The following is a 19,908-nucleotide window of genomic DNA, read 5'->3' on the forward strand; positions in this document are numbered from 1 at the left end:
GCGGCGTTTTTCCGGGTTTCGACCCGTCACCGAAGGACGCGGTGAACCGCGTACATCACGGCGACGCCGACGAGTGGCGGGACGAGGCCCGCGATTTGGGGCAGGTCGTACAGCGCCGCGATAACCCCACTGCTCGTCGATTCCTGCAGGGCCGGGGGCACGGAGACGACCAGGCCGACGTACAGCGTCGCGACGAACCCCAGCGCCGACAGGGCCATCCCGCGGTCGTACGCGACCGTCGAGACGGAGCGACGGTGGCGGCGGGCGACGAGCAACACCGGGGCGAGAAGCGGCGCGACGACGAGCAAGCCGACGAACAGGAAGAAGGAGCGCGAGAAGGTGAACGTCCCGCCCCGGACCGTGCTCGTAGCCGCGAGGATGGAGAGGAGGCCGGAGACGAACACGAACCCGATGGCGAGAGTCAACAAGAGCGCTAACACGACGTAGCCCTTGAACAGCCACGACTCGCTGGTTCGCAGGGCGTAGAGAAAGGCGCCGGGGAGGCCGTTGTACGTCTTGCCCTCGGCACCCTCGACCGTCGTCGCGTCTGTCATCGTCGGGGCTAGGTGAACGGGGCGGTTAAACGCCCCGCTATCGGGTCCACGGGACCTATGTAGCAGGCCGCCGATTCGGCGCGTATGTACGTTGACATCGGTGCCGCACTCGGCACCGTCGCCGACCCCGGCGTCGACGAGGACGCCCTCGACGGCCTTGACGACCGCGTGGCGTCGGCCCACGAACGCATCGCCCGCGGCCGCGAGGACGGCGAGTTCGGCTACGCCGCGCTGAACCTCCCCGAGCGAACCGACGCGGCCGCCATCGAATCGGCCGTCGAATCCGTCGCGGACGCCGAGTACGTCCTCACCGTCGGCATCGGCGGGTCCGCGCTGGGCGCGAAGACGGTTACGGCGGCGCTGGCCGACGACCCCGACCGACACGTCATCCTCGACAACGTCGACCCAGAACACGTCCGCCGGACGCTGGACTCGCTCCCGCTGGCGGAGACGGCCATCAACGTCGTCTCGAAGTCCGGCACGACGGCGGAGACGCTGGCGAACTTCCTCGTCGTCCGCGATACCTACGAGGACCTCGACATCGACTGGACCGAGTTGACCGTCGTCACGACCGGCGAGTCGGGACCGCTCCGGGAACTGGCCGACGAACACGACCTGCCGACGCTCCCGGTTCCGGACGGCGTCCCCGGCCGGTTCGCCGCGCTGTCTTCGGTCGGACTCGTCCCTGCCGCTATCTTGGGACTGGACATCGAGGGACTGCTCGACGGCGCGGCGAGCGTCGCCGACGGCCTCGGGCCGTCGCTGTACGACACTCCGGCGTACGCCTACGGCGCGATGGCCTACGCACTCGAAGAAGAAGGCGCGAGCGTCAACGCCGTCATGCCCTACGCCGAGCGACTGGAGTTCTTCGCCGAGTGGTTCGCCCAACTGTGGGCCGAGAGTCTGGGGAAAGACGGCCGCGGACAGACCCCCGCCCGCGCCCTCGGTGCGACCGACCAGCACTCCCAACTCCAACTGTACCGGGCCGGCCCGCGGGACAAGATGGTGACCGTCGTCCGCCCCCGCGAACGGGCCGCCGTCGACGTGCCCGACACCGACCACGACTCGCTCTCGTACTTCGCCGGGACGGGCCTCGGCGAACTGCTGGACGCCGAGTACGACGCGACGGTGGCGAGTCTCTCGGCGGCCGGGCGGCCCGCCGTCGAGGTGGAAATCGACCGTCTGGACGCCCACGGCCTCGGCGAACTCCTCTACGCGATGGAGGCCGCCTGCGTCCTCGTGGGCGAGTTGGCCGACGTGGAGACGTTCACCCAACCGGCCGTCGAGTGGGGGAAACGCGCCGCTCGGGGCCTGCTCGCCGGTGAGGACACCGAGGAGACGCGAACCGTCGCCGACCGGCCGAGTTACGTAGTGGAGTAGCGAGACGGCGACCGGAGGGAGGGGTCTCGGAGGGGAACGGCGGACGCGAGGGACGCCGCGACACTGTTTTGTCTCGCCGCCGAGACGACACTCCAATGGTCATCTCCGACGAACCGGTTTGGGGCGACGCCGTCGACAACATCGTACAGGAGTCCGAGGACGCCGTCGTCTACGCGGACATGGCTCAAGAGACGGTGCTCCACGAAGGGGCGCTACGGGTGCTGGCGAACGGCTGGGTGAAGCTCCCGACCGGTCGGTTGCTCTCGCCGAGCGCAATCCATCACATCGACGACCGGACGGCGTAGCGACGCTCGATGCGCCAATCGGTGGGGTCTTGAGGGGCGCACGCCTACTGTCGCGCACGTTTCGCCATGGCATTCACCCCTCCGTACGTCTCGGTCGCCGACGGCCGGACCGTCGTCACGAGCGTCGTCCGGGCGCTGGCCGTCGTCGCGGCGGCGTTCATCCTCGCGGCGCTGTTCGGCCAACTCGGGATGGCGGCGTTCGGTGTCGACACCTTAGACCCCTCACAGGTCGCGCCGGGCCTCTACGCCGCGCTGAACGCCCTCGCGTTCGTCGGTTTCATCGTCGCGGCCCTCGGGTTCGTCGTCGTCAGGGACGACCGCTCGCTCATTCACGTTCGCTCGCCGACGCTAGGTGACGTGGGATGGGCGCTCGTCGGCGTCGTCGGCATCTTCGTCGGCGCGATGGTCATGGGCGTCGTCGTCGAAGTACTCAGTTACCTCGCGGACGCCCTGTTCGGCGTCGTCGTCGAAACCGGGCAGAACAGTATCATCACGCAGGGCCGGTCGAACCCGCAACTGTTCCTCTGGATGGTCCCCGTCGCCCTCTTGTTCGTCGGTCCCGCCGAGGAACTCGTCTTCCGCGGCGTCGTCCAAGGCCTGCTCCGCCGGTCGTTCGGACTGGTGCCCGGCCTCGTCCTCGCGAGCGCGCTGTTCGGCGTCGGCCACTACTTCGCCATCAGTTCCGGCAGCGCGTGGACGTACATCCTCGTCGCCGGGTCGCTGGGCCTCGTGTTAGGCGCTATCTACGAGTACACCGAGAGCATCGCCGTTCCAGCGCTGGCCCACGGCCTCTGGAACGCCGGGCTGTTCGTCCTCAACTACTACCTCGTGACCACCGGCGCGGAACTGCCGGTCTGAGCCGTTCGGCCGTGTGACGGCTGTCTGACGGGTGTTTATGCAATCGGCAGTTGCACTCAGGGACATGGCAACTCGGTACACGGTCGTGTGCGACGACGGCCAAGCCCGAGCCATCGGCGTCCTCGCCCGTCGCTACGGCATCACCGAGGAGGAAGTCCTCAAGCAACTCATCGACCTCGGCCTCGAAGACGTAGAAAGCAAGTCGGTCTGAGTTAGGCGGGGTTCTTCCGCGAGAGCGAACTGCCACAGATCGGACAGCGGTCGTGGTTCTCGTCGAACTCCCGACCACATCCGGCACACTGGAACAGCCAGTCGCGCTGTTCGGAGATGCCGTCGCGGGCGATGACCTCCACGTCGATATCCATCTTCTCGGCGACGTTCTGCATCGCGTAGTCGTCGGTTACCAGTCGCCCGTCGAGTTCGAAGGCGGCCGCGAGCAGCCGAACGTCGGTGTCCGAGAGTTCCGCCAAATCGCCCGTCTCGCGGGCGGCCCGTTCGATTCGGTCGACGGTACCCGATTCGGGGATGTGGAGGTGCATCCCGGAGCCTTCCAGCGCGTCGAAGCGGAAGGCGGCCTGCCCTTCAAGTTCCTCGTGGACGAGCGGAATCGACGCTATCTGCTCGTCGGTGTGATACTCCTGGATGAACGCGGACGAATCGAGAACGTACATCTACCGGTCGACGATCATATGGTCTTTCACCGCCGTCACGCGCTCGACGGGGACGAGCAGACGGCCCTGTTCGCTGTACTCGAAGTCGGTGTTGTGGACCGTCTCCGCGGGGTCGATGACGAGGTTCTTCAGCGCCCCCGAGGAGAGGTCCATCGTGATGTTGTAGAGGCTACCCAGTTCTTTGCCGTCGCTGCCCATGACGTCTTTCCCCGAGAGATTCTCGGCGAGTATCTCAGCCATACTCGCCCTTCCGTGTGAGATTACATAAACGCCACGGGGGTGTCTGACGCCCGCAACACGGTTTTACGCGTCTGGCCCGCAGTACTGTCATGGAACAGAGTCGACGGTCGTTCCTCGCGGCGATGGCGACGGGCGTCACCGGCGCGCTGGCGGGTTGTGGCGGCGGGTCGGAGTCCCCGACCGACGCGGGGACCCCGACGGCCACCGACGCCGCGACCGACACACCGACGCCGACCGCGACGGCCACCGACGCGCCGACGGAAACGGCGACCGACGCTGGGACGGCGACGCCGTCGGCCACCCCGACGCCGACGCCCGACGTGGCCCAGCGAGTGCTCGTCGGCCCCGGCGACTTCGTCTTCGAACCGGCGACGTTCTCGGTGCCGGTCGGTAGCACGGTCCTGTGGGAGTGGCGCGGTAGCAACCACAACGTCAAAGCCGAGACGACGCCGGACGGGAGCGAGTGGACGGGCACGCCCGGTGACGCGGGCCGGACGTTCTCCTCGGGCCACACCTACGCGTACACCTTCGACGTGCCCGGCGAGTACGCCTACTACTGCGCGCCCCACCGCAGTCTCGACATGGCCGGTTCGTTCACCGTCACCGAGTGAAGCGCGCAGTTCGCGGCCGTGAGCGCATGACGACGAACTTAACTACCGTCACCGACACCTTCCGGTAACTTCTGGGGCCATCTATGTCTGACACCGACGCCACCACAGAGACGGACCACACCCTCCGGACGCCCATCGTCGCGGTGCTGGGCCACGTCGACCACGGGAAGACGAGCCTGTTGGACCGCATCCGCGGGTCCGCCGTGACGGCCGGAGAGTCCGGCGCGATTACTCAGCACATCGGCGCCACCGCCGTACCGCTGTCGGTCATCTCCGAAATCGCCGGCGAACTGGTCGACCCGACGGACTTCGACCTGCCGGGCCTGCTGTTCATCGACACGCCCGGCCACCACTCGTTCTCGACGCTTCGCTCCCGCGGCGGGGCGCTCGCGGACATCGCCATCCTCGTCGTCGACGTGAACGACGGCTTCCAACCGCAGACGCTGGAGGCCATCGACATCCTCAAACGCACGCAGACGCCCTTCATCGTCGCCGCGAACAAGATAGACACCGTCCCCGGGTGGAACCCCAACGAGAACATGCCGGTCCAGGCGACGATGGACGCCCAGTCAGACCGCGTCCAGTCGGACCTCAACCAGAAACTGTACGAGATTATCGGCGAACTCTCCGACAACGGCTTCTCTGCCGACATGTACTGGCGGGTCCAGAACTTCCAAGCCAACATCGGCGTCGTCCCCGTCTCCGCCGAGACGGGCGAGGGCGTCCCGGACCTCCTGACCGTGATGATGGGCCTCTCCCAGCGCTACATGAAAGAGGAGATGGAGATAGACGCCAGCGGCCCCGGCGTCGGCACCGTCCTCGAAGTGAAAGACACCCAGGGCTTCGGGACGACGCTGGACGCCATCATCTACGACGGCACTATCCGCGCGGACGACACCATCGTCGTCGGCGGCCTCCAAGGCCCCATCGTCACCGACGTTCGGGCGCTGTTGCGCCCACGGCCGCTCGAAGAGATACGCACGGAGAAGCAGTTCGAGCAAGTCGACGAAGTCGCCGCGGCGGACGGCGTGAAGATAGCCGCCCCCGAATTGGACAACGCGATGGCCGGTGCGCCGATTCGCGTCATCCGAAACCGCAACCGGGCCGAGGTCATCGCCGAAGTCGAGGAGGAACTGGCCGAAATCGAGGTCACCACCCAAGAGGAGGGCGTCGTCGTCAAGGCCGACACGCTCGGGTCGCTGGAAGCCCTCTCCAGTACGCTCGCCGAGGAGGAAATCCCCATCATGCGCGCCGAAGTCGGGGCCGTCGCCCCGCGTGACATCCGGGTCGCCGACACCGCCAACGAACCGACCCATCGGGCCATCCTCGCGTTCTCCGTCGACGTTCTCGACGACGCCCGCGCACTGGCCGAACAGGAGGACGTCGAACTGTTCGAGAACGACGTCATCTACCAACTCATCGAGGAGTACGACGACCACGTCACCGGCATCAAGGAAGCCCAGCAAGAGCAGATTCTGGACAACATCACCCGCCCCGCGAAGTTCCGCGTCCTGCCGGACCACACCTTCCGACAGTCCGACCCCGCCGTCGTCGGCATCGAGGTGCTGTCGGGCGAACTCCGGCGGAACGTCAACGTCGTGAAGTGGGAGGGCGGCGATCCGAAACGGGTCGGCCGACTGAAGTCCTTACAGGACGAGGGCGAGGACATCGACGCCGCCCGCACCGGCGAACGACTGGCCGCCTCTATCGACGGCCCCACCGTCGGCCGCCAAATCGAAGAGGGCGACGACCTCTGGGTCGAGATTCCCGAGAAACACGCCAAGATACTGGAACAGGAACTGAAAGAGGACATCTCCGTCGACGAGCGAGAGGCGCTGTCGATGTACCTCGAAAAGCATCGAAATCGGGACCCCTTCTGGGGGAAGTAGCGACGAATCGGGTCTGGAACGATTCCGCGAACACCGACGGCGAAGCCCGGACTCACACCGAGTAATAATATTTAATTAGCAGGCGTGTCTCCGTGGAGACACGATGCTCGGAGCCGCCCACACGCTCTCGACGGCCGACCTCGTCCTCGCGAGTATCGCATTCTCGATGGTGCTGGCGGGTCTCGGCGGCGTTCTCACCTCGCTGAGCGTCGTCACGGCGCTGAGTGCGGGCAGTCTCACCGCGAGCGGGTCCATCGGCTACGCGCTGTTTTACAACCCGCCCGAAGAAGAACCGGCCGCGGCGTAGATTACTGGGCTGTCGGCGTCGCCGTATCGCCCATCACTTGCTTGACCTGCAGGGCCGCGGAGGCCGCGATACCCTGTGCGAGGTCGTCTCGTTCGTCGTCGGAGATGGTCGCGTTCTCCGGGTCCTCCGGCGTGTAGTCGGCGCTGACGACAGACCCGACCGGTGGCTGGACGGCGATGGTCGCCCGGGGACCGTTCTGGCCGTCGCTAATCTCGGAGCCAACCACGAACTCGCCCGGCAGGAGTTCCCGGGTTCGGGCGGCGACGCCCGCGAGGTCCTTCCGAAGCGTCTGCCGTTGTTCCGGCGTGAGCGTCACCTTCTCCGTCTCGCCACCGAGCGGCGAATTACCATACATAGACGTTCTCATGAGATTAGGGGGGTGGGTACTAAAAACCCAATGACTGTGCGAAATCGGCCGTTATCGACGGTTATCTACGGCATTTGTCACCGCCTACACGACGGGATGGCTCTGCCCGTAGGTGGCGAGGACGACGGCGCTGGCGAACGACTCCTCGGGAGCGACCGACTCGACGCGGACTTGCTGCTCGACGAACTCCCACTCGCGGAGTTCGCGCCCGGCGGCCAGTCCCTCTCGAATCTCCGCGCGCACGGCCTCGGGGTCCGTGCCGTCGACTTCGTAGAAGATGCCCGGGCCGTCGGCCGTGCGTGCCCACCCGATACCGGCGGCCGCCTGCTCTCCGGGCGCGGCGGTAGCCGCCGACTGGACCACTTCCAGCGCCTCGCCCGGCGGCCCGAGGTCCGGGGCGGTCCCGACGATCTCGATTGCCGGTCCGGCGGGGATGACCGACGAGAGCGTCACGAGGTTGTAGTTGTGGACGCCAGCCTCGGCGAGCGCGGCGTCGTACGACGACAGCGCGGTCGGCCCGGTGGCGGCCCCCCACACGACCCGAATCGTACTCATACGAGGGCATCGACGACCCGACCGGTAAGGGGTTTCGTTTCCGAGAGCCGACACCCACCCACAGAAAAACGGGTGCTCCCAGCGGGTACAATCTGACTACGGCCGGTAATCGGCATTTCCCGAATTGATAACGCCAGACTATTCGAATCAACCAATCGATAACAATTACATGGCGACGCTACCCGGAAGCTATGCAAGTCACGTATCTCGAATCGGCAGCGGTTCTCGTCGAAACGGCCGATGTGGACGTTCTCTGTGACCCGTGGCTGATCGACGGCGCGTACTACGGGTCGTGGGCCCACTATCCGGACCCGGACTTCGAACCGGAGGACTTCAACGACGTAGACTACATCTACATCTCGCACGTCCACCCCGACCACTTCCATCCCGAGACGCTCAAGCGGATGGACACGGACATCCCCGTCCTCATCCACGACTATCGCTGGGACTACCTGAAAGACGCCGTCGAAGACCTCGGCTTCGAGGCCATCGAACTGTCCCACGACGAGCGCACCCACCTCGGCGGCGACACCCACATCAACGTCCTCGCGGCCGACGGCTGTGACCCCGAACTTTGTGGCAACTTCTTCGGCTGTACGTGGTACGACACGGAGGCCGACCAGACCGGGTCGACGCAGGTGGACTCGATGGCCGTCATCGACGACGGCGAGCACACGCTGGTCAACACGAACGACTGTCCCTACCCGATGGCCGAGTCCAGTTGCCAGAAGATAAAGGCCGACTACGGCGACATCGACATGCTCTGTCACCAGTACAGCGCCGCGCAGTTCTACCCGCAGGCGGTCACCAACTACGACCACGAGGAGAAAATCGCCGAGCGCGACCGGGTCATCCAAGAGAAACACGAACTCGCGCTGAACTTCATCGACCTGTTCGAACCGACGTACTACCTCCCGTTCGCCGGGGAGTACGTCCTCGCCGGTGACCTCGCGCACCTGAACGAGTACACCGCGAACCCGCCGCGCGAGGAGGCGAAGGCGTTCTTCGAGTCCCACGTCGACACGGACGCCCACGAGTGCGTCTTCCTCAACTCCGGCGAGCACATCGACGTGGCGACGGGCGAGCGGTCGGCCCCCTTCACGCCCGTCGACAAGGCGGCCAAACAGCGCTACATCGAGGAGGAACTGGCTCCCCGGTCGTTCGACTTCGATGACGACCCGATGCCGACCATCGACGAGTTCCGGGCGTACGTCCCGCTGGCCTACGAGAACATGGAGGGGAAACGCGCCCGCATCGGCTACGAAACCGATACGACGGTGTTGATTCCGCTCGTCGACGGCGTCTGTCTGGAGCTGTCGATGAACGGAGAGGGATTCGAGTTCGTCACCGACGTGGACACCGACGACTACGACGACGGGTGGGTGAAGATGGAGGTCGAACCCCGACTGCTCAAACGGTTGTTCGAGGGACCACACCGGGCGTACTGGGCCGACGCCAAAATCGGCTCACACATCGGTATCAGCAAGGAACCGGACATCTACGAGCGCGGCCTGTACAACGTTCTCGGGTCGTTCCACGCCGACGGCGCGGACGTGCAGGCGACCGCGAGTCACGACGCCACCGCCGAGTCGGACTGAGACCTACTGCCCGACGAGTTTGTACAGGCGACCCGGCCGGTCGGCCGCCCCGTCGACCGCTCGCTCGGTGTAGTAGACGGCGTCTTCGGTGACCAGCGGTGCGCTCGTGACGTGGCCGCGGTTGTCGACGGCCCACGCCACCTCGCCGCTTTTCCGGTCCAGCGCGTACAGCGTGGCGTTGTAAGACCCGACTAACGCGTGCTCCGGCGTAGCGACGACGCTGCCGATGACCCAGCCGCCGGTGTCGAAGCGCCACTGTTCCTCGCCGGTCGCGAGGTCGATGGCGTAGACGTTGTCGTCGTGACTGCCGACGTAGACGGTCCCGCCGTCGACCGCCGGAGCGCACATCAGGTCGGCGTCGGCCTCGAACTCCCATTCCATCGACCCGTCGGCGACGTGCAGCGCGGTGACGGTCCCGGCCCACGAGGGGACGACGGCGAGGCCGTCCGCGACGGCGATGGGTGCTTTCACGTCGCCGCCGGTGTCGTAGGTCCACGACCGCTCCAGTTCCGGAAAGGTCCACGCGTAGACGTGGCCGTCGTTCGACCCGAAGAGGAGGTGACCGTTCTCGCGGTCGAGCGCCACCGTCGAGTGCGGGTGGTTCGTCGGCCGCGTGTCGCGCCACTGGACGCTCCCGGTGGCGGCGTCGACGGCCGCGACACTGCCGCTGGGCGCGGCGTGTTCGACGGCGACGTACAGTACCCCGTTGTAGTAGGTCGGACTCGCGCCGATGGCGTCCCCGAGGTCGGTCCGCCAGCGACGCTGGCCCGTCTCGACGTCGACGGCCGACAGCACGCCGTCGTACGTCCCGATGTAGGCCGTCTCGTTCGCGATAGCCGCCGTCCCGTGGCTCCCCCGACCCGCCTGCGTGATGGTCGTCGCCCACTGCACCTCGCCGTCCGTCGAGACGGCGCGTATCCGCCCGGTGTCGTCGGCCACGACCAAGTCACCGGTCGGGGCGAGCACCGGACTCCCCTTCGCCGCAGTGTGGTCGCCGCGGTTGGTCGGTAATTCCCACGCTTTCTCGACGCTCGTCGGTATCGGCCGGTCGGTGTAGCCCCGATTCAGGAGGCCGTTCCGGAACTGCGTGGCCGCGAATTCGTCCAGCGATGTCGACGCCAGCGGGTCGAATCCCGACTGACAGCCAGCGACCGACCCGACGACGGCGGTGCCGACGGTGGTCAAGAACGCCCGTCGCGTGTGTCCGCGCTCGTTCACGCACCCCCGTACCGACCGGGACGGGATAAATGACGCGGCGAACCGACCGAGTCTGGAAACGTCACAATTCGGCTGAATTACCGCCTCTACGACCGATTCACGAGTCGGAAGCGGTTTGTACGATGCTGTGTAGCACTCGCCCGTGCGACGCCGTACCGTGTTGTCCTCGCTGGCCGCCGCCGTGCCCGGGTTGGCCGGGTGTTCGTTCGGGCGCGCTAGGACGCCGGAGTACACGCCCGTCGACGAGATTCCGACCGGGTCTGCGATGCACACCCCCGCCGACCTGGCCGCCGCGCCCGAGACGAGCGAGGAGTGGCTACGGCTACACCGCCCGCCCGAGGCGTCGCCCGTCGTCGCCCTCGACACCGGCCCGCGGACCTGCGCGCTGTCGCTCTCGGTCCCGCCGGACGCCGACTGGTCGGCGGCGCTGTGGTTCGACCGCACCGCGACCGCCGACCATCCCGCTCGCGTGCAGGGATGGCTCCGCAACACCGGCGACGCAGAGCGGGTGTTCAGCCTCCGGCGACTCGCCGCCGTCGGGAGCGTTACCGCTCGTCACGACGCTGGCGAGTCGACCCTGTATCTCGCGCCGACCGCTCGGAATCCGCTCGCGGAGCGACCTCCCGAGGTAGCCGCCGATGGCGACTACTGGCGCGTCGTCAGCGCCGACGCCGACCGCTGGCTGACCGGGCGACACGCGCTCGCTCCCGGCGAGTGGGTCCCGCTGGAGTACCGCCTCGTCGGCGGTCCCGACTCGGCCGCTCGTCCCACCGGGACCTACCGCTTCGGCGGCGAGACGAGCGCGACGCTCACCCTCTGGGACTCGAACAGTCCCGGCCCGACCACCCGCTCTCGGTTCGCCGGGGAGTCGCTCCCAGCGCTCCCGGGCGACGGCGGCGTCGCGTGGTTCCACGAGGCCAACGCCGAGACGACGACGTATCTCCGGCCCACGCGCGAACGGGTCGGCCCAGACGACCCACTCGCCGTCGAACTCGTCAACCACAGCCACGGTCCGGTCCGTCGGGACCGCTGGACGCTGTTCGAACTCGTCGAGGGCGAGTGGGTCGGCCGTTCGACCAGCGGACACACGGCGGTCGCGCCGCTGTCGCCCGGCGGGCGCGACCGGCGGGCCGTCGGCGCGGCCGCCCGCGATGCGGCTACCTGCATCGCGGCTACCTGCCGGGACGGCGCGCTGGCACGGACCGAACTAGGACCCGGAACGTACGCCGTCACCGCCGGGTCGGTCTACACGCCCGTTCGACGGGCCGCGAGAATCGAGGTTCGCGGGAACTGAAACGCCGAAATCCGCAGAAAACGACGACCGGGACGCCGGTCAGGCGAACGCGACCGGCTGACTGCCCGTCTCCTCGTCGTGGTTTATCTTCTTCAGCGCGTCCTCGAAGTCGCGCTGTTGGACCGTCGTCCGCTCGTCGCGGATGGCGAACATCCCGGCTTCGGTCGCCAGCGACGCCAGTTCGGCCCCGGAGAGTCCGTCGGTCTGCTGGGCCATCGCCACGAGGTCGACGCTCTCGTCTAAGTTCATCTCCTCGGTGTGGATTTCGAGGATGCGCTCGCGGCCCGCGAGCGACGGTTCCGGCACCTCGATGAGGCGGTCGAAGCGACCCGGGCGGAGAATCGCCTGGTCGAGCATGTCGAAGCGGTTGGTGGCGGCGATGATGCGGATTTCACCGCGCTCGTCGAAGCCGTCCATCTCCGAGAGCAGTTGCATCATCGTCCGCTGGACCTCGGCGTCGCCGGACGTCTTCGACTCCGTTCGCTTCGAGGCGATGGCGTCGATTTCGTCGATGAAGATGATAGCCGGTTCGCGCTCGCTCGCCAGTTCGAACAGGTCGCGGACGAGTCGCGCCCCTTCGCCGATGAACTTCCGGACGAGTTCGGAGCCAGCCATCTTGATGAAGGTGGCGTCCGTCTCGTTGGCGACGGCCTTCGCCAGCATCGTCTTCCCGGTCCCCGGCGGACCGTGGAGCAGGACGCCGCTGGGCGGTTCGATGCCGACTTCGCGGAAGCGGTCGGCGTTGACCAGCGGTTCCTCGACGGCTTCGCGGACTTCGCGAATCTGCTCTTCGAGGCCCCCGATGTCGTCGTAGGTGACGTCGGGCGAGGCGGTGACCTGCATGGCCTGCGCGCGGGCGTCCGTCTCGGGGTCGAGAATCTCCTTGACGCTAAAGGAGTCGTTGATGGCGACGCGGTCGCCAGCCTCCAGCGTCTCCCGGATGGACGGCGACACCTCGGTCAGCACCTCCTGATTGTTGCCGTGCTGTTTGACGACGACGCCGTCGTCGGTTATCTCCTCGGCGGTGGCGATGTACAGCGAAGAGGTCTTCAGCGTCTCGTTTTCGCGTTCGAGCTGGTCGACTTCGTCGGCGAGCCCCTGTCGCCGGTCGCGGGCGCTGTCCAGTTGGTCGGTAAGCTGTTCGTTCACTCTGACGATGTCTTCGAAGTGGTCCCGGAGCGCCTCGAGCCGTTCGTCTGGGGTCATATCGGGGTCGAGGTCCAACCGCGGTCGCTCCGGAAGCGAGGGACTACGCGACATTTGGATAGACGGCACTACGCGGCTGAGATACAAAGTGCCTTTGGGTGGGTGGGGGACTGAAACGTATTTATACGTTCGACGGTGTCCGCCGGATTAGCTGAGGCTGGCGAACTCGTCTAAGTACTCGCTGTACGTCGATAGCGCCGCGTCGACAGGGTCCGGACTCGCCATGTCGACGCCAGCGCCGCGGAGCAGTTCCAGCGGGTACTCGCGCGAACCGCTGCCGAGGAAGTCGATGTACCGCTCGGCGGCCGGTTCGCCCGCTTCGAGGATACCGTCGACCAGCGCGACGGCGGCCGAGATGCCGGTCGCGTACTGGTAGACGTAGAAGGCCCGATAGAAGTGCGGGATGCGCATCCACTCGCGGGCGATGCGGTCGTCGAGTTCGGCGGGCGCGTAGTACTCGCCTTTCAGGTCGGCGTAGAGGTCGTCGAGGCGGTCCGGCGTCAGCGGTTCGCCCGCCTCGGCCATCTCGTGGGTCTTGTGCTCGAACTCCGCGAACATCGTCTGTCGATACAGCGTCGACCGGAACCGTTCGAGGTACTCGTTGAGGACGTGCCGACGGAGGCGTTCGTCCTCGACCGTCTCCAAGAGGTGATGGGTCAGCAGCGTCTCGTTGACCGTCGACGCGACTTCGGCGACGAAAATCTCGTAGCCCGAGTAGACGAACGGTTGCTCCTCGCTGGTGTACTCCGAGTGCATCGAATGGCCGAGTTCGTGGGCCAGCGTGTACATCGACTCCACGTCGTCCTGATAGTTCATCAGGATGAACGGCTGGGAGTCGTAGGTGCCGCCCGAGTACGCGCCCGACTGCTTGTGCTTCGTCTCGTAGACGTCGACCCACCGGGATTCGAGGCCCTCGGCGAGTCGGGACTGGTAGTCCTCGCCCAGCGGTGCGACGGCCTCTGTGACGTACTCGCAGGCCTGCTCGTACTCGATTTCGGGCGACTCCTCCTGTACGAGCGGCGTGTAGAGGTCCCACATCCGCAGTTCGTCCGCGCCGATTGCCTCGCGCTTCAGTTCGGCGTGGCGGTGGAGCGTCTCGATGTTGTCGTGGACGGTGTCGACCAGCGTGTCGTACACCTCGGTCGGCACGTTCGGCCCGTTGAGCGCCGCCTCGCGGGCGGTATCGTAGTTGCGGGCCTGGGCCATCTTCACGTCCGTCTTGACGGCGTTCTTGTAGGCCGTGCCGACGGCGTTGCGGACCGTCTCCCACTCGTCGTAGAACGCTTCGTACACCCGCTGGCGGAAGTCGCGGTCGGGGTGTTTCTGGAGCGTCGTGAAGTTGTTGAGGGTAATCGGCTGGTCGTCGCCGTCGGGGTCCTCGACGACGGGGAACTCCATGTCGGCGTTGGCGAGCATGTTGTACACCTCACCTGGCGCGCCGGTGACCTCGCCCAGTTCGGCCAGCAGGTTCTCGACTTCGGCCGAGCGGGTGTGTTCTTTCATCCGGAGCACGTCGTCGAAGTAGTGCTCGTAGGCCGCGAGGTCGGGTTCGTCGGCCATCATCGCCTCGATGTCCGCCCACTCTACGTCCTGTAATTCCGGTTCGAGGAAGGAGGCCGCGCTACTCGCATCGGAGGAGAGTGACTGTGAGCGGGCCGTCAGGGCCTGATACGTGTCGTCGGTCGTGTCCTCGTCGCGGCGCATCCGGGCGTAGGAGACGACGTTCGAGACGGTCCGCATCAGTTCCTCGTAGGTCTCTAAGGTCGCGAGCAGGGTCGCGGCGTCATCGGTGGCGCGCCCCTCGTAGGCTTCGAGGTCCGAAACGAGGCTCTCGGCCTCCTCGAAGGCCGCCTCCCAGTCCTCGTCGGTCGCGTAGAGGGATTCGAGGTCCCACTTGTACGTCTCGTCGATGTCCTCGCGGGCGGGTACCGAACTCATGGCCCGGCGTAGTACCCGCCCGGAAGTAAGCCTTTCCGGCCGTCGGCCGCCGAATCGCGTCCCGAGCGTCGTCCGAGACCGTCACTCGAACGACCCGGGACGGTCACTCGCCGTCGGGCAGGCCGTCGGTGACCGACCCGGCGACCCGCGCGCTTGCTAGCCGTTCGGCCCGGCGGTCGGCGAACACCGCCCGCGTGCTCTCGACGGCGTCGGCGTCGGCGGCGAACGAGACACCGGGATAGCTGACGCCGGTCATCACCAACGGATACGGGGCGGCCGGGGCGACGCCCGCCGGTCCCGGCAACGGGTCGCTGGCGAGGACGCGGTCGACCTTCGACGGCGGCGACTCGCCGGTCGCGATTTCCGACAGGAGACCGACCACGCGGCGGACGAGTTGCCGACAGAACCCGCCCGCCCGCAAGTGGACGACGAGAAACGGGCCGTCCCGGGAGAGCGACCCGGAAAGCGTCCGAACCGTCCCGTCGTCGTCCGGCGTCAGGTTGTGGAAGTCGTGTTCGCCACGAAGTGCCGACAGCGCCGCGCTCGCCAGTTCGTCGTCGGCGTCGGGCGCGTACAGGTGATAGGTGTAGCGGCGCTCGGCGGCGTCGTGGGTCGCGTGGAAGTCGTCGGGCACGGCCGCGCTGGCCCACGCGCGCACGTCCGCCGGGAGTTCGCTGTTGAACGCCGCGGGCGAGAGCCAGTCGGGGGCGGCGAAGGCGACGGTCTGTGCCACCGCCGAGACGCCCGCGTCGGTCCGGCCCGCGGCGGCGTATCCCGGCGGCGTCCCCTCGTCCCGGTCGAACGCGCCGAGTCGGGCCAGCGCGTCGAGGAGCGCCCCCTCGACCGTCGGCACGTCCGGTTGGCGCTGGAAGCCGTTGTAGGGCCGCCCGTCGTAGGCGACCCGGTACGCGCGCATACCTCCGTTTCGGCGGGGACGCACTTGTGCAGTCCGACTCTCACTGGTTGGGAACGATAGACGGGTTTAGGAGCGTCCGTCACCTCTTTTCGAGCAATGACACCTGCCGCCGACGAAGTCCGTCAGTTCCCGCGACCGCCGCTCACGTTCACCGACGAACGAGCGCGGACGGTCGACATCGAGGCGTACGACGGCGGGGCCGACCCGCTGGTGGCGATGTACACGGACTTCGACGAGGAGTCCCGAGCACAGGGCGTCCCACCGCGCGGCGAGACGCAGATTCGCGAGTGGGTCGAGACGCTACTGGAGGAGGGGCTGAACGTCGTCGTCTGGCACGACGAGGCCGCCGTCGGCCACGCAGTGCTGGTCCCCTCGCGCGACTCCTCGGAACTCGCTATCTTCGTCCATCCCGAGTACCAGTCGGCGGGTATCGGCACGCGACTCATCGAGGCTCTGCTCGGCTACGGCCAGGCGAACGGCCGAGACCACGTCTGGTTGGCCGTCGCCCGGACGAACCACGTCGCGATGAAACTGTACGACAAGGTCGGCTTCGAGACGCGACTGCGCGACCGGGCCGAACACGAGATGGAGCGCCCGCTCTAAGCGTAGTCCTCGAACGTCGGCCGGTCGCGGTCGCCGGGGAACTCCGCAACCGGGACGGAAATCTGCTCGCCCTCGTCCATCTCCTTGAGTGTCACCTCGTCGTTCGCCAGGTCCTGTTCGCCGACGATGACGACCGTCTCGGCGTTGATGCCGTCGGCGTAGCCCATCTGCGCGCCGAAGGAGCGGTCTGCCACGTCCGTCTCGACGACGTGGCCCTTCTCGCGGAGGTCACGGGCGATGCGGGCGGCGGTCGCGCGGGTGTCGCCGACCTGCAGGACGTAGTAGTCCGTCGACAGTTCCTCCTCGGGCCAGACGCCCGCGCGCTGACAGAGCAGTTGGAGGGTCGCGTGGCCCGGCGCGAACCCGACCGCAGGGGTCGGTTGGCCGCCGAAGCCCTCGATGAGGTCGTCGTAGCGGCCGCCGCCGAACACCGCTCGCGAGACTTCGCCGGTCGAGTCGAAGCACTCGAAGACGACGCCGGTGTAGTAATCGAGGCCGCGGGCCGTGGTCAGCGAGAGCGTGATGGCGTCTCGGACCCCGAAGTCCGCCGTCGCGTCGAGGACCGCCCGCAGGTTCGAGACGGCGTCGGCGACCGCTTCGGACCGGTCGGCGAGTGCATCGAGTTCCTCCTCGCCGCTCTGGAGCAAGTCGTCGAACGTCTCGGCTTGGTCGTAACTGAGGCCCGCCGAGTAGAGGTCGTCGAGGTACTCCTCGCGGTCTATCTTCGCCCGCTTGTCGACGGTGCGGATGGCCTCGCGCGTGTCCACGTCGGCGTCGAACGACTCCAGCAAGCCCGAGAGGATGTCCCGGTGGGAGACGCGAATCTCGAAGTCCTCGTCGGCCAACCCGAGGTCGGTGAGCATATCGACGGCGACGGCCAGAATCTCGGCGTCGGCCGCCGGGTCCGACGACCCGAAGATGTCGACGTTCGTCTGGTAGAACTCGCGAAAGCGCCCCTGCTGGACCTGCTCGTAGCGCCAGAACGGGCGCGTCGACACCCACTTGACCGGTTTCGAGAGCGCCTGCTGTTTCTCGACGAACATGCGAGCGACCGATGGGGTCAGTTCCGGGGTGAGCGCCACGTCGCGGCCCCCCTTGTCCTCGAAGTGGTACAGTTCCTCGACGATTTCCTCGCCGCTCTTGTCGACGTACATCTCGGTCGGTTCGAGCGCTGGCGTCCCGATTTCCCGGAAGCCGTAGCGGGTCGCGACGCCCTCGATGGTGTCCATGACCCACCGACGCGCCTGCATCTCCTCGGGGTAGAAATCGCGAAAGCCCTTCACGCGGTCGTACATACCTGCGCGTACAGGCAGGGCGCGCTTGAAACTGTCCGTTCCGCCTCAGTGCCCTTCGTGCAGCGGATGGAACCCGGCGTCGGCCGTCTGGACGACGTAGAGGTCCGTCTCTAATCGGGCGGCCACCCTGCCCGCGACGGTGTTGGACGGTCGGACCTGCCGCCCGACGTTCTCGCTCCCGACGACGACCATCGAGGCATCGGCCGCGCGGGCGATGTCGCGGAGTTCGCGGGCGATACCGCCCGCGGAGATGCGGCCGTCGGCCACCTCGAAGACGAATTCCGCGGCCGGGGCGACGCGGTCGACGCGGACCGCTAGCCGGGTTCGAACCGTCTCGGTGTCGAACGACTCGTCGTCGGCCAGCCAACCGTACTCGACCGCTTCGCGGCGGTTGTGCGGCGCGACGGTGGCGACGACCAGTCGCTCGTCGCTCTGTTCGGCCAGCGACTGCGCGCGCGACAGCGCGTCCGTCGAGATAGGCGTGCCGTCGTACGGGACGAATACCGTCACGTGTACCCCCTCCACGTGAATATCCGAGTGAGAGCCACTTAGCCCCCGGTGTGCGTCGTCAGTCTGTGAGAACGCTCACGTCACTCGGACCGTCCGCGAACCCGCGATTGGATGTGGTCGGGGAACACCTCGTCGACGGCCCCCTCCCCGTACTCCTCGACCAGTAGCGCCCGCAGTTCCACCTCGTAATCGGCTTTCGGAATCTCGGCGCTCGGCCCCGTCTCCACGTCCAGCGACTGGGCGGCCATCGCGTCGATAGCGCCGCGGCCGACGCCCGCGAGCGGTGCGAGGTAGGCCACACCGAAGCGGTCCTCGACGCTCTGGGCCAGCGGTCGGTCGACCGTCGGCACGCGGTCGTCCCGGCGCGTCCCGTCGGCGACGGCGTCCAGCGATTCGGTCCACTCGCCCTCGGCCACGCGCTCGACGGCGTGTTCGTGGACTCGCTGGATGCCGTTTCGCGGGTAGCCGTCGTCGTACATCCGCTCGACGGCCTCCCGTGCGACGGCGGGGTCGAGGTCGACCGTCTCGTGGTCGAACCCGACCGATTCGGCCGCCTCGCGGGCCGGGTCGGGGTCGACGACGCCGAACGTGCCGCTGACGAGGGTCACGTCGTAAAAATCCTCGAGGAGCAGTGCGGCTAACGTCGAGTCCTTCCCAGCGCTGTACAGCAACCCGCAGTGCATCTAGCGGCGCTTGATGTCGAAGCTCTTCGAGTCGGGCGTGAGTTCCGAGAGGAGTTGCTTCATCTTCTCCTCGTCGACCTGCCCCTGAATCCGGCCGCTGCGGGCCAGCGCAACGATTTGCTGTTCGACCTGCTCGCCGACCTGCGGCTTGGACATCTTGACGGTGTTGAGCCGCTTGCGCGCGCCGTCGGAGAGGTGCTGTCGGAGCAGGGCCTTCTTCTGGGCCTCGGCCTGTTCTTGGGCGGCCTGCTGGGCCTCCGCGTCGCCCTCGCCCTGCTGTTCTTTCAGCTGTTCCATCTTCTCTTTACGGAGTTCTTCGAGTTCCTCCTCGCTGGGGTCGCCACTCATAGCTATAGGGAACTACCGGCGTCTGCCGGAAAACGATTTCGGACCCCTGTTCGCTGGACAGAAACAGAGAGAACCGGACTTACGCGTAGCGTTCGAGTTCCGGGCGGTCGAGGTCTTCGAGGACCTCACCGGCGGTGTCGTCGAGGAGCGCGCGACCCTCGCCGGTGATGCGGCGACCGTCGTTCTCGCTGGTCTCGACGTAGCCGGCGTCTTCGAGTTGCTGGAGCGCGGTGCGGATGATGTTGCCCGAGCCCTTGGACTTCTGGTGCGGACGGACGCGGTAGCGGGTGGTGCCCTGCTTGGACGTGCCGTACTCCGAGCGGAGGGCGTTGACGCCGATGGGACCGTCGACGGCGACCTTCCGAAGGAGGCTGGCGGCGCGGCGCGCCCAGAAGTCGTCCTGTTCGGGCGGGAGTTCGCGGTCCACGCCGGTCTTCGTGAAGGTGGCCCACTCGGGGGCTTCGATAGCGTCCTCTTCGTCGAGCGTCGCAGTGAGGGCCTCGATGAGGTCCTCGGCCGGGGCGTCGTAGAGTGTCGTCATTGGCACTTGCTTTCCGTCGGC

At 67.1% G+C, this 19,908-nt stretch carries 24 protein-coding genes; 10 read left to right on the top strand and 14 right to left on the bottom strand.

Annotated elements, in window-relative coordinates; all coding sequences use genetic code 11:
• Positions 1–26 precede the first annotated feature (26 nt).
• Entirely contained in the window at positions 27–554 is a 528-nt protein-coding gene (locus tag NJQ44_RS16245; protein WP_254272377.1) for a DUF8056 family protein, read from the bottom strand.
• Between the two features lie 84 nt (positions 555–638).
• On the opposite strand from NJQ44_RS16245, the gene NJQ44_RS16250 reads away from it, so the two are divergent.
• From NJQ44_RS16250 to NJQ44_RS16265, 4 genes are all read left to right on the top strand, one after another.
• Entirely contained in the window at positions 639–1,934 is a 1,296-nt protein-coding gene (locus NJQ44_RS16250) for a glucose-6-phosphate isomerase (RefSeq protein ID WP_254272378.1), read from the top strand.
• Positions 1,935–2,029: 95 nt separating this feature from the next.
• A complete protein-coding gene (locus tag NJQ44_RS16255; protein ID WP_254272379.1) occupies positions 2,030–2,239 on the top strand; it encodes a hypothetical protein in 210 nt (69 codons plus the stop codon).
• Positions 2,240–2,305: 66 nt separating this feature from the next.
• A complete protein-coding gene (locus NJQ44_RS16260; protein WP_254272380.1) occupies positions 2,306–3,097 on the top strand; it encodes a CPBP family intramembrane glutamic endopeptidase in 792 nt (263 codons plus the stop codon).
• A 64-nt stretch (positions 3,098–3,161) separates the two neighbouring features.
• Positions 3,162–3,308: a CopG family transcriptional regulator gene (locus NJQ44_RS16265; RefSeq protein WP_254272381.1), complete on the top strand. Its 147-nt coding sequence runs from the start codon at positions 3,162–3,164 to the stop codon at positions 3,306–3,308.
• 1 nt (position 3,309) lies between these two features.
• Here the strand turns inward: NJQ44_RS16265 and NJQ44_RS16270 are convergent, their stop codons facing one another.
• Both NJQ44_RS16270 and NJQ44_RS16275 read right to left on the bottom strand, forming a co-directional pair.
• On the bottom strand, positions 3,310–3,768 hold the full coding sequence (locus NJQ44_RS16270; protein ID WP_254272382.1) for an NOB1 family endonuclease: 459 nt from the start codon (positions 3,766–3,768) through the stop codon (positions 3,310–3,312).
• Positions 3,769–4,008: a PRC-barrel domain-containing protein gene (locus tag NJQ44_RS16275; RefSeq protein ID WP_254272383.1), complete on the bottom strand. Its 240-nt coding sequence runs from the start codon at positions 4,006–4,008 to the stop codon at positions 3,769–3,771. It lies immediately after the preceding gene.
• A gap of 89 nt (positions 4,009–4,097) precedes the next feature.
• Here NJQ44_RS16275 and NJQ44_RS16280 point away from each other — a divergent pair, with 89 nt between their 5' ends.
• From NJQ44_RS16280 to NJQ44_RS16290, 3 genes are all read left to right on the top strand, one after another.
• Positions 4,098–4,619, top strand: a complete 522-nt coding sequence (locus NJQ44_RS16280; RefSeq protein WP_254272384.1) for a plastocyanin/azurin family copper-binding protein — start codon at positions 4,098–4,100, stop codon at positions 4,617–4,619.
• 83 nt (positions 4,620–4,702) lie between these two features.
• Positions 4,703–6,508, top strand: a complete 1,806-nt coding sequence (infB, locus tag NJQ44_RS16285) for a translation initiation factor IF-2 (RefSeq protein WP_254272385.1) — start codon at positions 4,703–4,705, stop codon at positions 6,506–6,508.
• 103 nt (positions 6,509–6,611) lie between these two features.
• The gene (locus NJQ44_RS16290) at positions 6,612–6,815 is read left to right on the top strand and encodes a DUF8015 family protein (protein WP_254272386.1); all 204 of its coding nucleotides are present in this window, start codon (positions 6,612–6,614) and stop codon (positions 6,813–6,815) included.
• A 1-nt stretch (position 6,816) separates the two neighbouring features.
• Here NJQ44_RS16290 and NJQ44_RS16295 read toward each other — a convergent pair whose 3' ends face one another.
• Complete coding sequence (locus NJQ44_RS16295) at positions 6,817–7,170, bottom strand: DUF5811 family protein (protein WP_254272387.1); 354 nt, start codon at positions 7,168–7,170, stop codon at positions 6,817–6,819.
• A gap of 96 nt (positions 7,171–7,266) precedes the next feature.
• A complete protein-coding gene (locus tag NJQ44_RS16300; protein ID WP_254272388.1) occupies positions 7,267–7,737 on the bottom strand; it encodes a pyruvoyl-dependent arginine decarboxylase in 471 nt (156 codons plus the stop codon).
• A gap of 191 nt (positions 7,738–7,928) precedes the next feature.
• Here NJQ44_RS16300 and NJQ44_RS16305 point away from each other — a divergent pair, with 191 nt between their 5' ends.
• Positions 7,929–9,335 (top strand): MBL fold metallo-hydrolase, encoded by a 1,407-nt coding sequence (locus NJQ44_RS16305; RefSeq protein WP_254272389.1) that lies wholly within the window; start codon positions 7,929–7,931, stop codon positions 9,333–9,335.
• Between the two features lie 3 nt (positions 9,336–9,338).
• Here NJQ44_RS16305 and NJQ44_RS16310 read toward each other — a convergent pair whose 3' ends face one another.
• Entirely contained in the window at positions 9,339–10,553 is a 1,215-nt protein-coding gene (locus NJQ44_RS16310) for an outer membrane protein assembly factor BamB family protein (protein WP_254272390.1), read from the bottom strand.
• Positions 10,554–10,695: 142 nt separating this feature from the next.
• On the opposite strand from NJQ44_RS16310, the gene NJQ44_RS16315 reads away from it, so the two are divergent.
• Positions 10,696–11,847 (top strand): hypothetical protein, encoded by a 1,152-nt coding sequence (locus NJQ44_RS16315; protein ID WP_254272391.1) that lies wholly within the window; start codon positions 10,696–10,698, stop codon positions 11,845–11,847.
• Positions 11,848–11,886: 39 nt separating this feature from the next.
• Here NJQ44_RS16315 and pan2 read toward each other — a convergent pair whose 3' ends face one another.
• From pan2 to truA, 3 genes are all read right to left on the bottom strand, one after another.
• Complete coding sequence (pan2, locus tag NJQ44_RS16320) at positions 11,887–13,107, bottom strand: proteasome-activating nucleotidase Pan2 (protein ID WP_254272392.1); 1,221 nt, start codon at positions 13,105–13,107, stop codon at positions 11,887–11,889.
• Positions 13,108–13,200: 93 nt separating this feature from the next.
• On the bottom strand, positions 13,201–14,991 hold the full coding sequence (gene pepF / locus NJQ44_RS16325) for an oligoendopeptidase F (RefSeq protein ID WP_254272393.1): 1,791 nt from the start codon (positions 14,989–14,991) through the stop codon (positions 13,201–13,203).
• A gap of 103 nt (positions 14,992–15,094) precedes the next feature.
• The gene (gene truA / locus NJQ44_RS16330) at positions 15,095–15,907 is read right to left on the bottom strand and encodes a tRNA pseudouridine(38-40) synthase TruA (protein ID WP_254272394.1); all 813 of its coding nucleotides are present in this window, start codon (positions 15,905–15,907) and stop codon (positions 15,095–15,097) included.
• Positions 15,908–16,003: 96 nt separating this feature from the next.
• On the opposite strand from truA, the gene NJQ44_RS16335 reads away from it, so the two are divergent.
• On the top strand, positions 16,004–16,510 hold the full coding sequence (locus tag NJQ44_RS16335) for a GNAT family N-acetyltransferase (protein WP_254272395.1): 507 nt from the start codon (positions 16,004–16,006) through the stop codon (positions 16,508–16,510).
• On the opposite strand, the gene hisS is transcribed toward NJQ44_RS16335, so the two are convergent.
• The 5 genes from hisS to NJQ44_RS16360 all read right to left on the bottom strand — a co-directional run bounded on the left by hisS (position 16,507) and on the right by NJQ44_RS16360 (position 19,887).
• Positions 16,507–17,805 carry a histidine--tRNA ligase gene (gene hisS / locus NJQ44_RS16340; protein ID WP_254272396.1) on the bottom strand — a complete coding sequence of 433 codons (1,299 nt, stop codon included), beginning with the start codon at positions 17,803–17,805 and terminating at the stop codon, positions 16,507–16,509. The two genes, NJQ44_RS16335 and hisS, sit on opposite strands and share 4 nt — an antisense overlap.
• 45 nt (positions 17,806–17,850) lie before the next feature.
• Positions 17,851–18,315, bottom strand: coding sequence for a universal stress protein (locus tag NJQ44_RS16345; RefSeq protein WP_254272397.1), 465 nt, complete (start codon positions 18,313–18,315; stop codon positions 17,851–17,853).
• Between the two features lie 80 nt (positions 18,316–18,395).
• Complete coding sequence (locus NJQ44_RS16350; RefSeq protein WP_254272398.1) at positions 18,396–18,998, bottom strand: DUF7411 family protein; 603 nt, start codon at positions 18,996–18,998, stop codon at positions 18,396–18,398.
• Positions 18,999–19,346, bottom strand: coding sequence for a DNA-binding protein (locus NJQ44_RS16355; protein WP_254272399.1), 348 nt, complete (start codon positions 19,344–19,346; stop codon positions 18,999–19,001).
• A 79-nt stretch (positions 19,347–19,425) separates the two neighbouring features.
• Entirely contained in the window at positions 19,426–19,887 is a 462-nt protein-coding gene (locus tag NJQ44_RS16360) for a 30S ribosomal protein S19e (RefSeq protein ID WP_254272400.1), read from the bottom strand.
• Positions 19,888–19,908: the final 21 nt, after the last annotated feature.

Source organism: Haloarcula marina, assembly GCF_024218775.1.
Taxonomy (GTDB): domain Archaea; phylum Halobacteriota; class Halobacteria; order Halobacteriales; family Haloarculaceae; genus Haloarcula; species Haloarcula marina.

Bases quoted from the DNA above. Each gene is read 5' to 3' on its own strand.
- NJQ44_RS16255 (WP_254272379.1), top strand. From the start codon at position 2,030: ATGGTCATCTCCGACGAACCGGTTTGGGGCGACGCCGTCGACAACATC.
- NJQ44_RS16245 (WP_254272377.1), bottom strand. From the start codon at position 554: ATGACAGACGCGACGACGGTCGAGGGTGCCGAGGGCAAGACGTACAAC.
- NJQ44_RS16295 (WP_254272387.1), bottom strand. From the start codon at position 7,170: ATGTATGGTAATTCGCCGCTCGGTGGCGAGACGGAGAAGGTGACGCTC.
- NJQ44_RS16275 (WP_254272383.1), bottom strand. From the start codon at position 4,008: ATGGCTGAGATACTCGCCGAGAATCTCTCGGGGAAAGACGTCATGGGC.
- NJQ44_RS16360 (WP_254272400.1), bottom strand. From the start codon at position 19,887: ATGACGACACTCTACGACGCCCCGGCCGAGGACCTCATCGAGGCCCTC.
- hisS (WP_254272396.1), bottom strand. From the start codon at position 17,805: ATGTACGACCGCGTGAAGGGCTTTCGCGATTTCTACCCCGAGGAGATG.
- NJQ44_RS16260 (WP_254272380.1), top strand. From the start codon at position 2,306: ATGGCATTCACCCCTCCGTACGTCTCGGTCGCCGACGGCCGGACCGTC.
- NJQ44_RS16265 (WP_254272381.1), top strand. From the start codon at position 3,162: ATGGCAACTCGGTACACGGTCGTGTGCGACGACGGCCAAGCCCGAGCC.
- pepF (WP_254272393.1), bottom strand. From the start codon at position 14,991: ATGAGTTCGGTACCCGCCCGCGAGGACATCGACGAGACGTACAAGTGG.
- NJQ44_RS16300 (WP_254272388.1), bottom strand. From the start codon at position 7,737: ATGAGTACGATTCGGGTCGTGTGGGGGGCCGCCACCGGGCCGACCGCG.
- truA (WP_254272394.1), bottom strand. From the start codon at position 15,907: ATGCGCGCGTACCGGGTCGCCTACGACGGGCGGCCCTACAACGGCTTC.
- pan2 (WP_254272392.1), bottom strand. From the start codon at position 13,107: ATGTCGCGTAGTCCCTCGCTTCCGGAGCGACCGCGGTTGGACCTCGAC.
- NJQ44_RS16305 (WP_254272389.1), top strand. From the start codon at position 7,929: ATGCAAGTCACGTATCTCGAATCGGCAGCGGTTCTCGTCGAAACGGCC.
- NJQ44_RS16290 (WP_254272386.1), top strand. From the start codon at position 6,612: ATGCTCGGAGCCGCCCACACGCTCTCGACGGCCGACCTCGTCCTCGCG.
- NJQ44_RS16335 (WP_254272395.1), top strand. From the start codon at position 16,004: ATGACACCTGCCGCCGACGAAGTCCGTCAGTTCCCGCGACCGCCGCTC.
- NJQ44_RS16350 (WP_254272398.1), bottom strand. From the start codon at position 18,998: ATGCACTGCGGGTTGCTGTACAGCGCTGGGAAGGACTCGACGTTAGCC.
- NJQ44_RS16250 (WP_254272378.1), top strand. From the start codon at position 639: ATGTACGTTGACATCGGTGCCGCACTCGGCACCGTCGCCGACCCCGGC.
- NJQ44_RS16355 (WP_254272399.1), bottom strand. From the start codon at position 19,346: ATGAGTGGCGACCCCAGCGAGGAGGAACTCGAAGAACTCCGTAAAGAG.
- NJQ44_RS16270 (WP_254272382.1), bottom strand. From the start codon at position 3,768: ATGTACGTTCTCGATTCGTCCGCGTTCATCCAGGAGTATCACACCGAC.
- NJQ44_RS16280 (WP_254272384.1), top strand. From the start codon at position 4,098: ATGGAACAGAGTCGACGGTCGTTCCTCGCGGCGATGGCGACGGGCGTC.
- infB (WP_254272385.1), top strand. From the start codon at position 4,703: ATGTCTGACACCGACGCCACCACAGAGACGGACCACACCCTCCGGACG.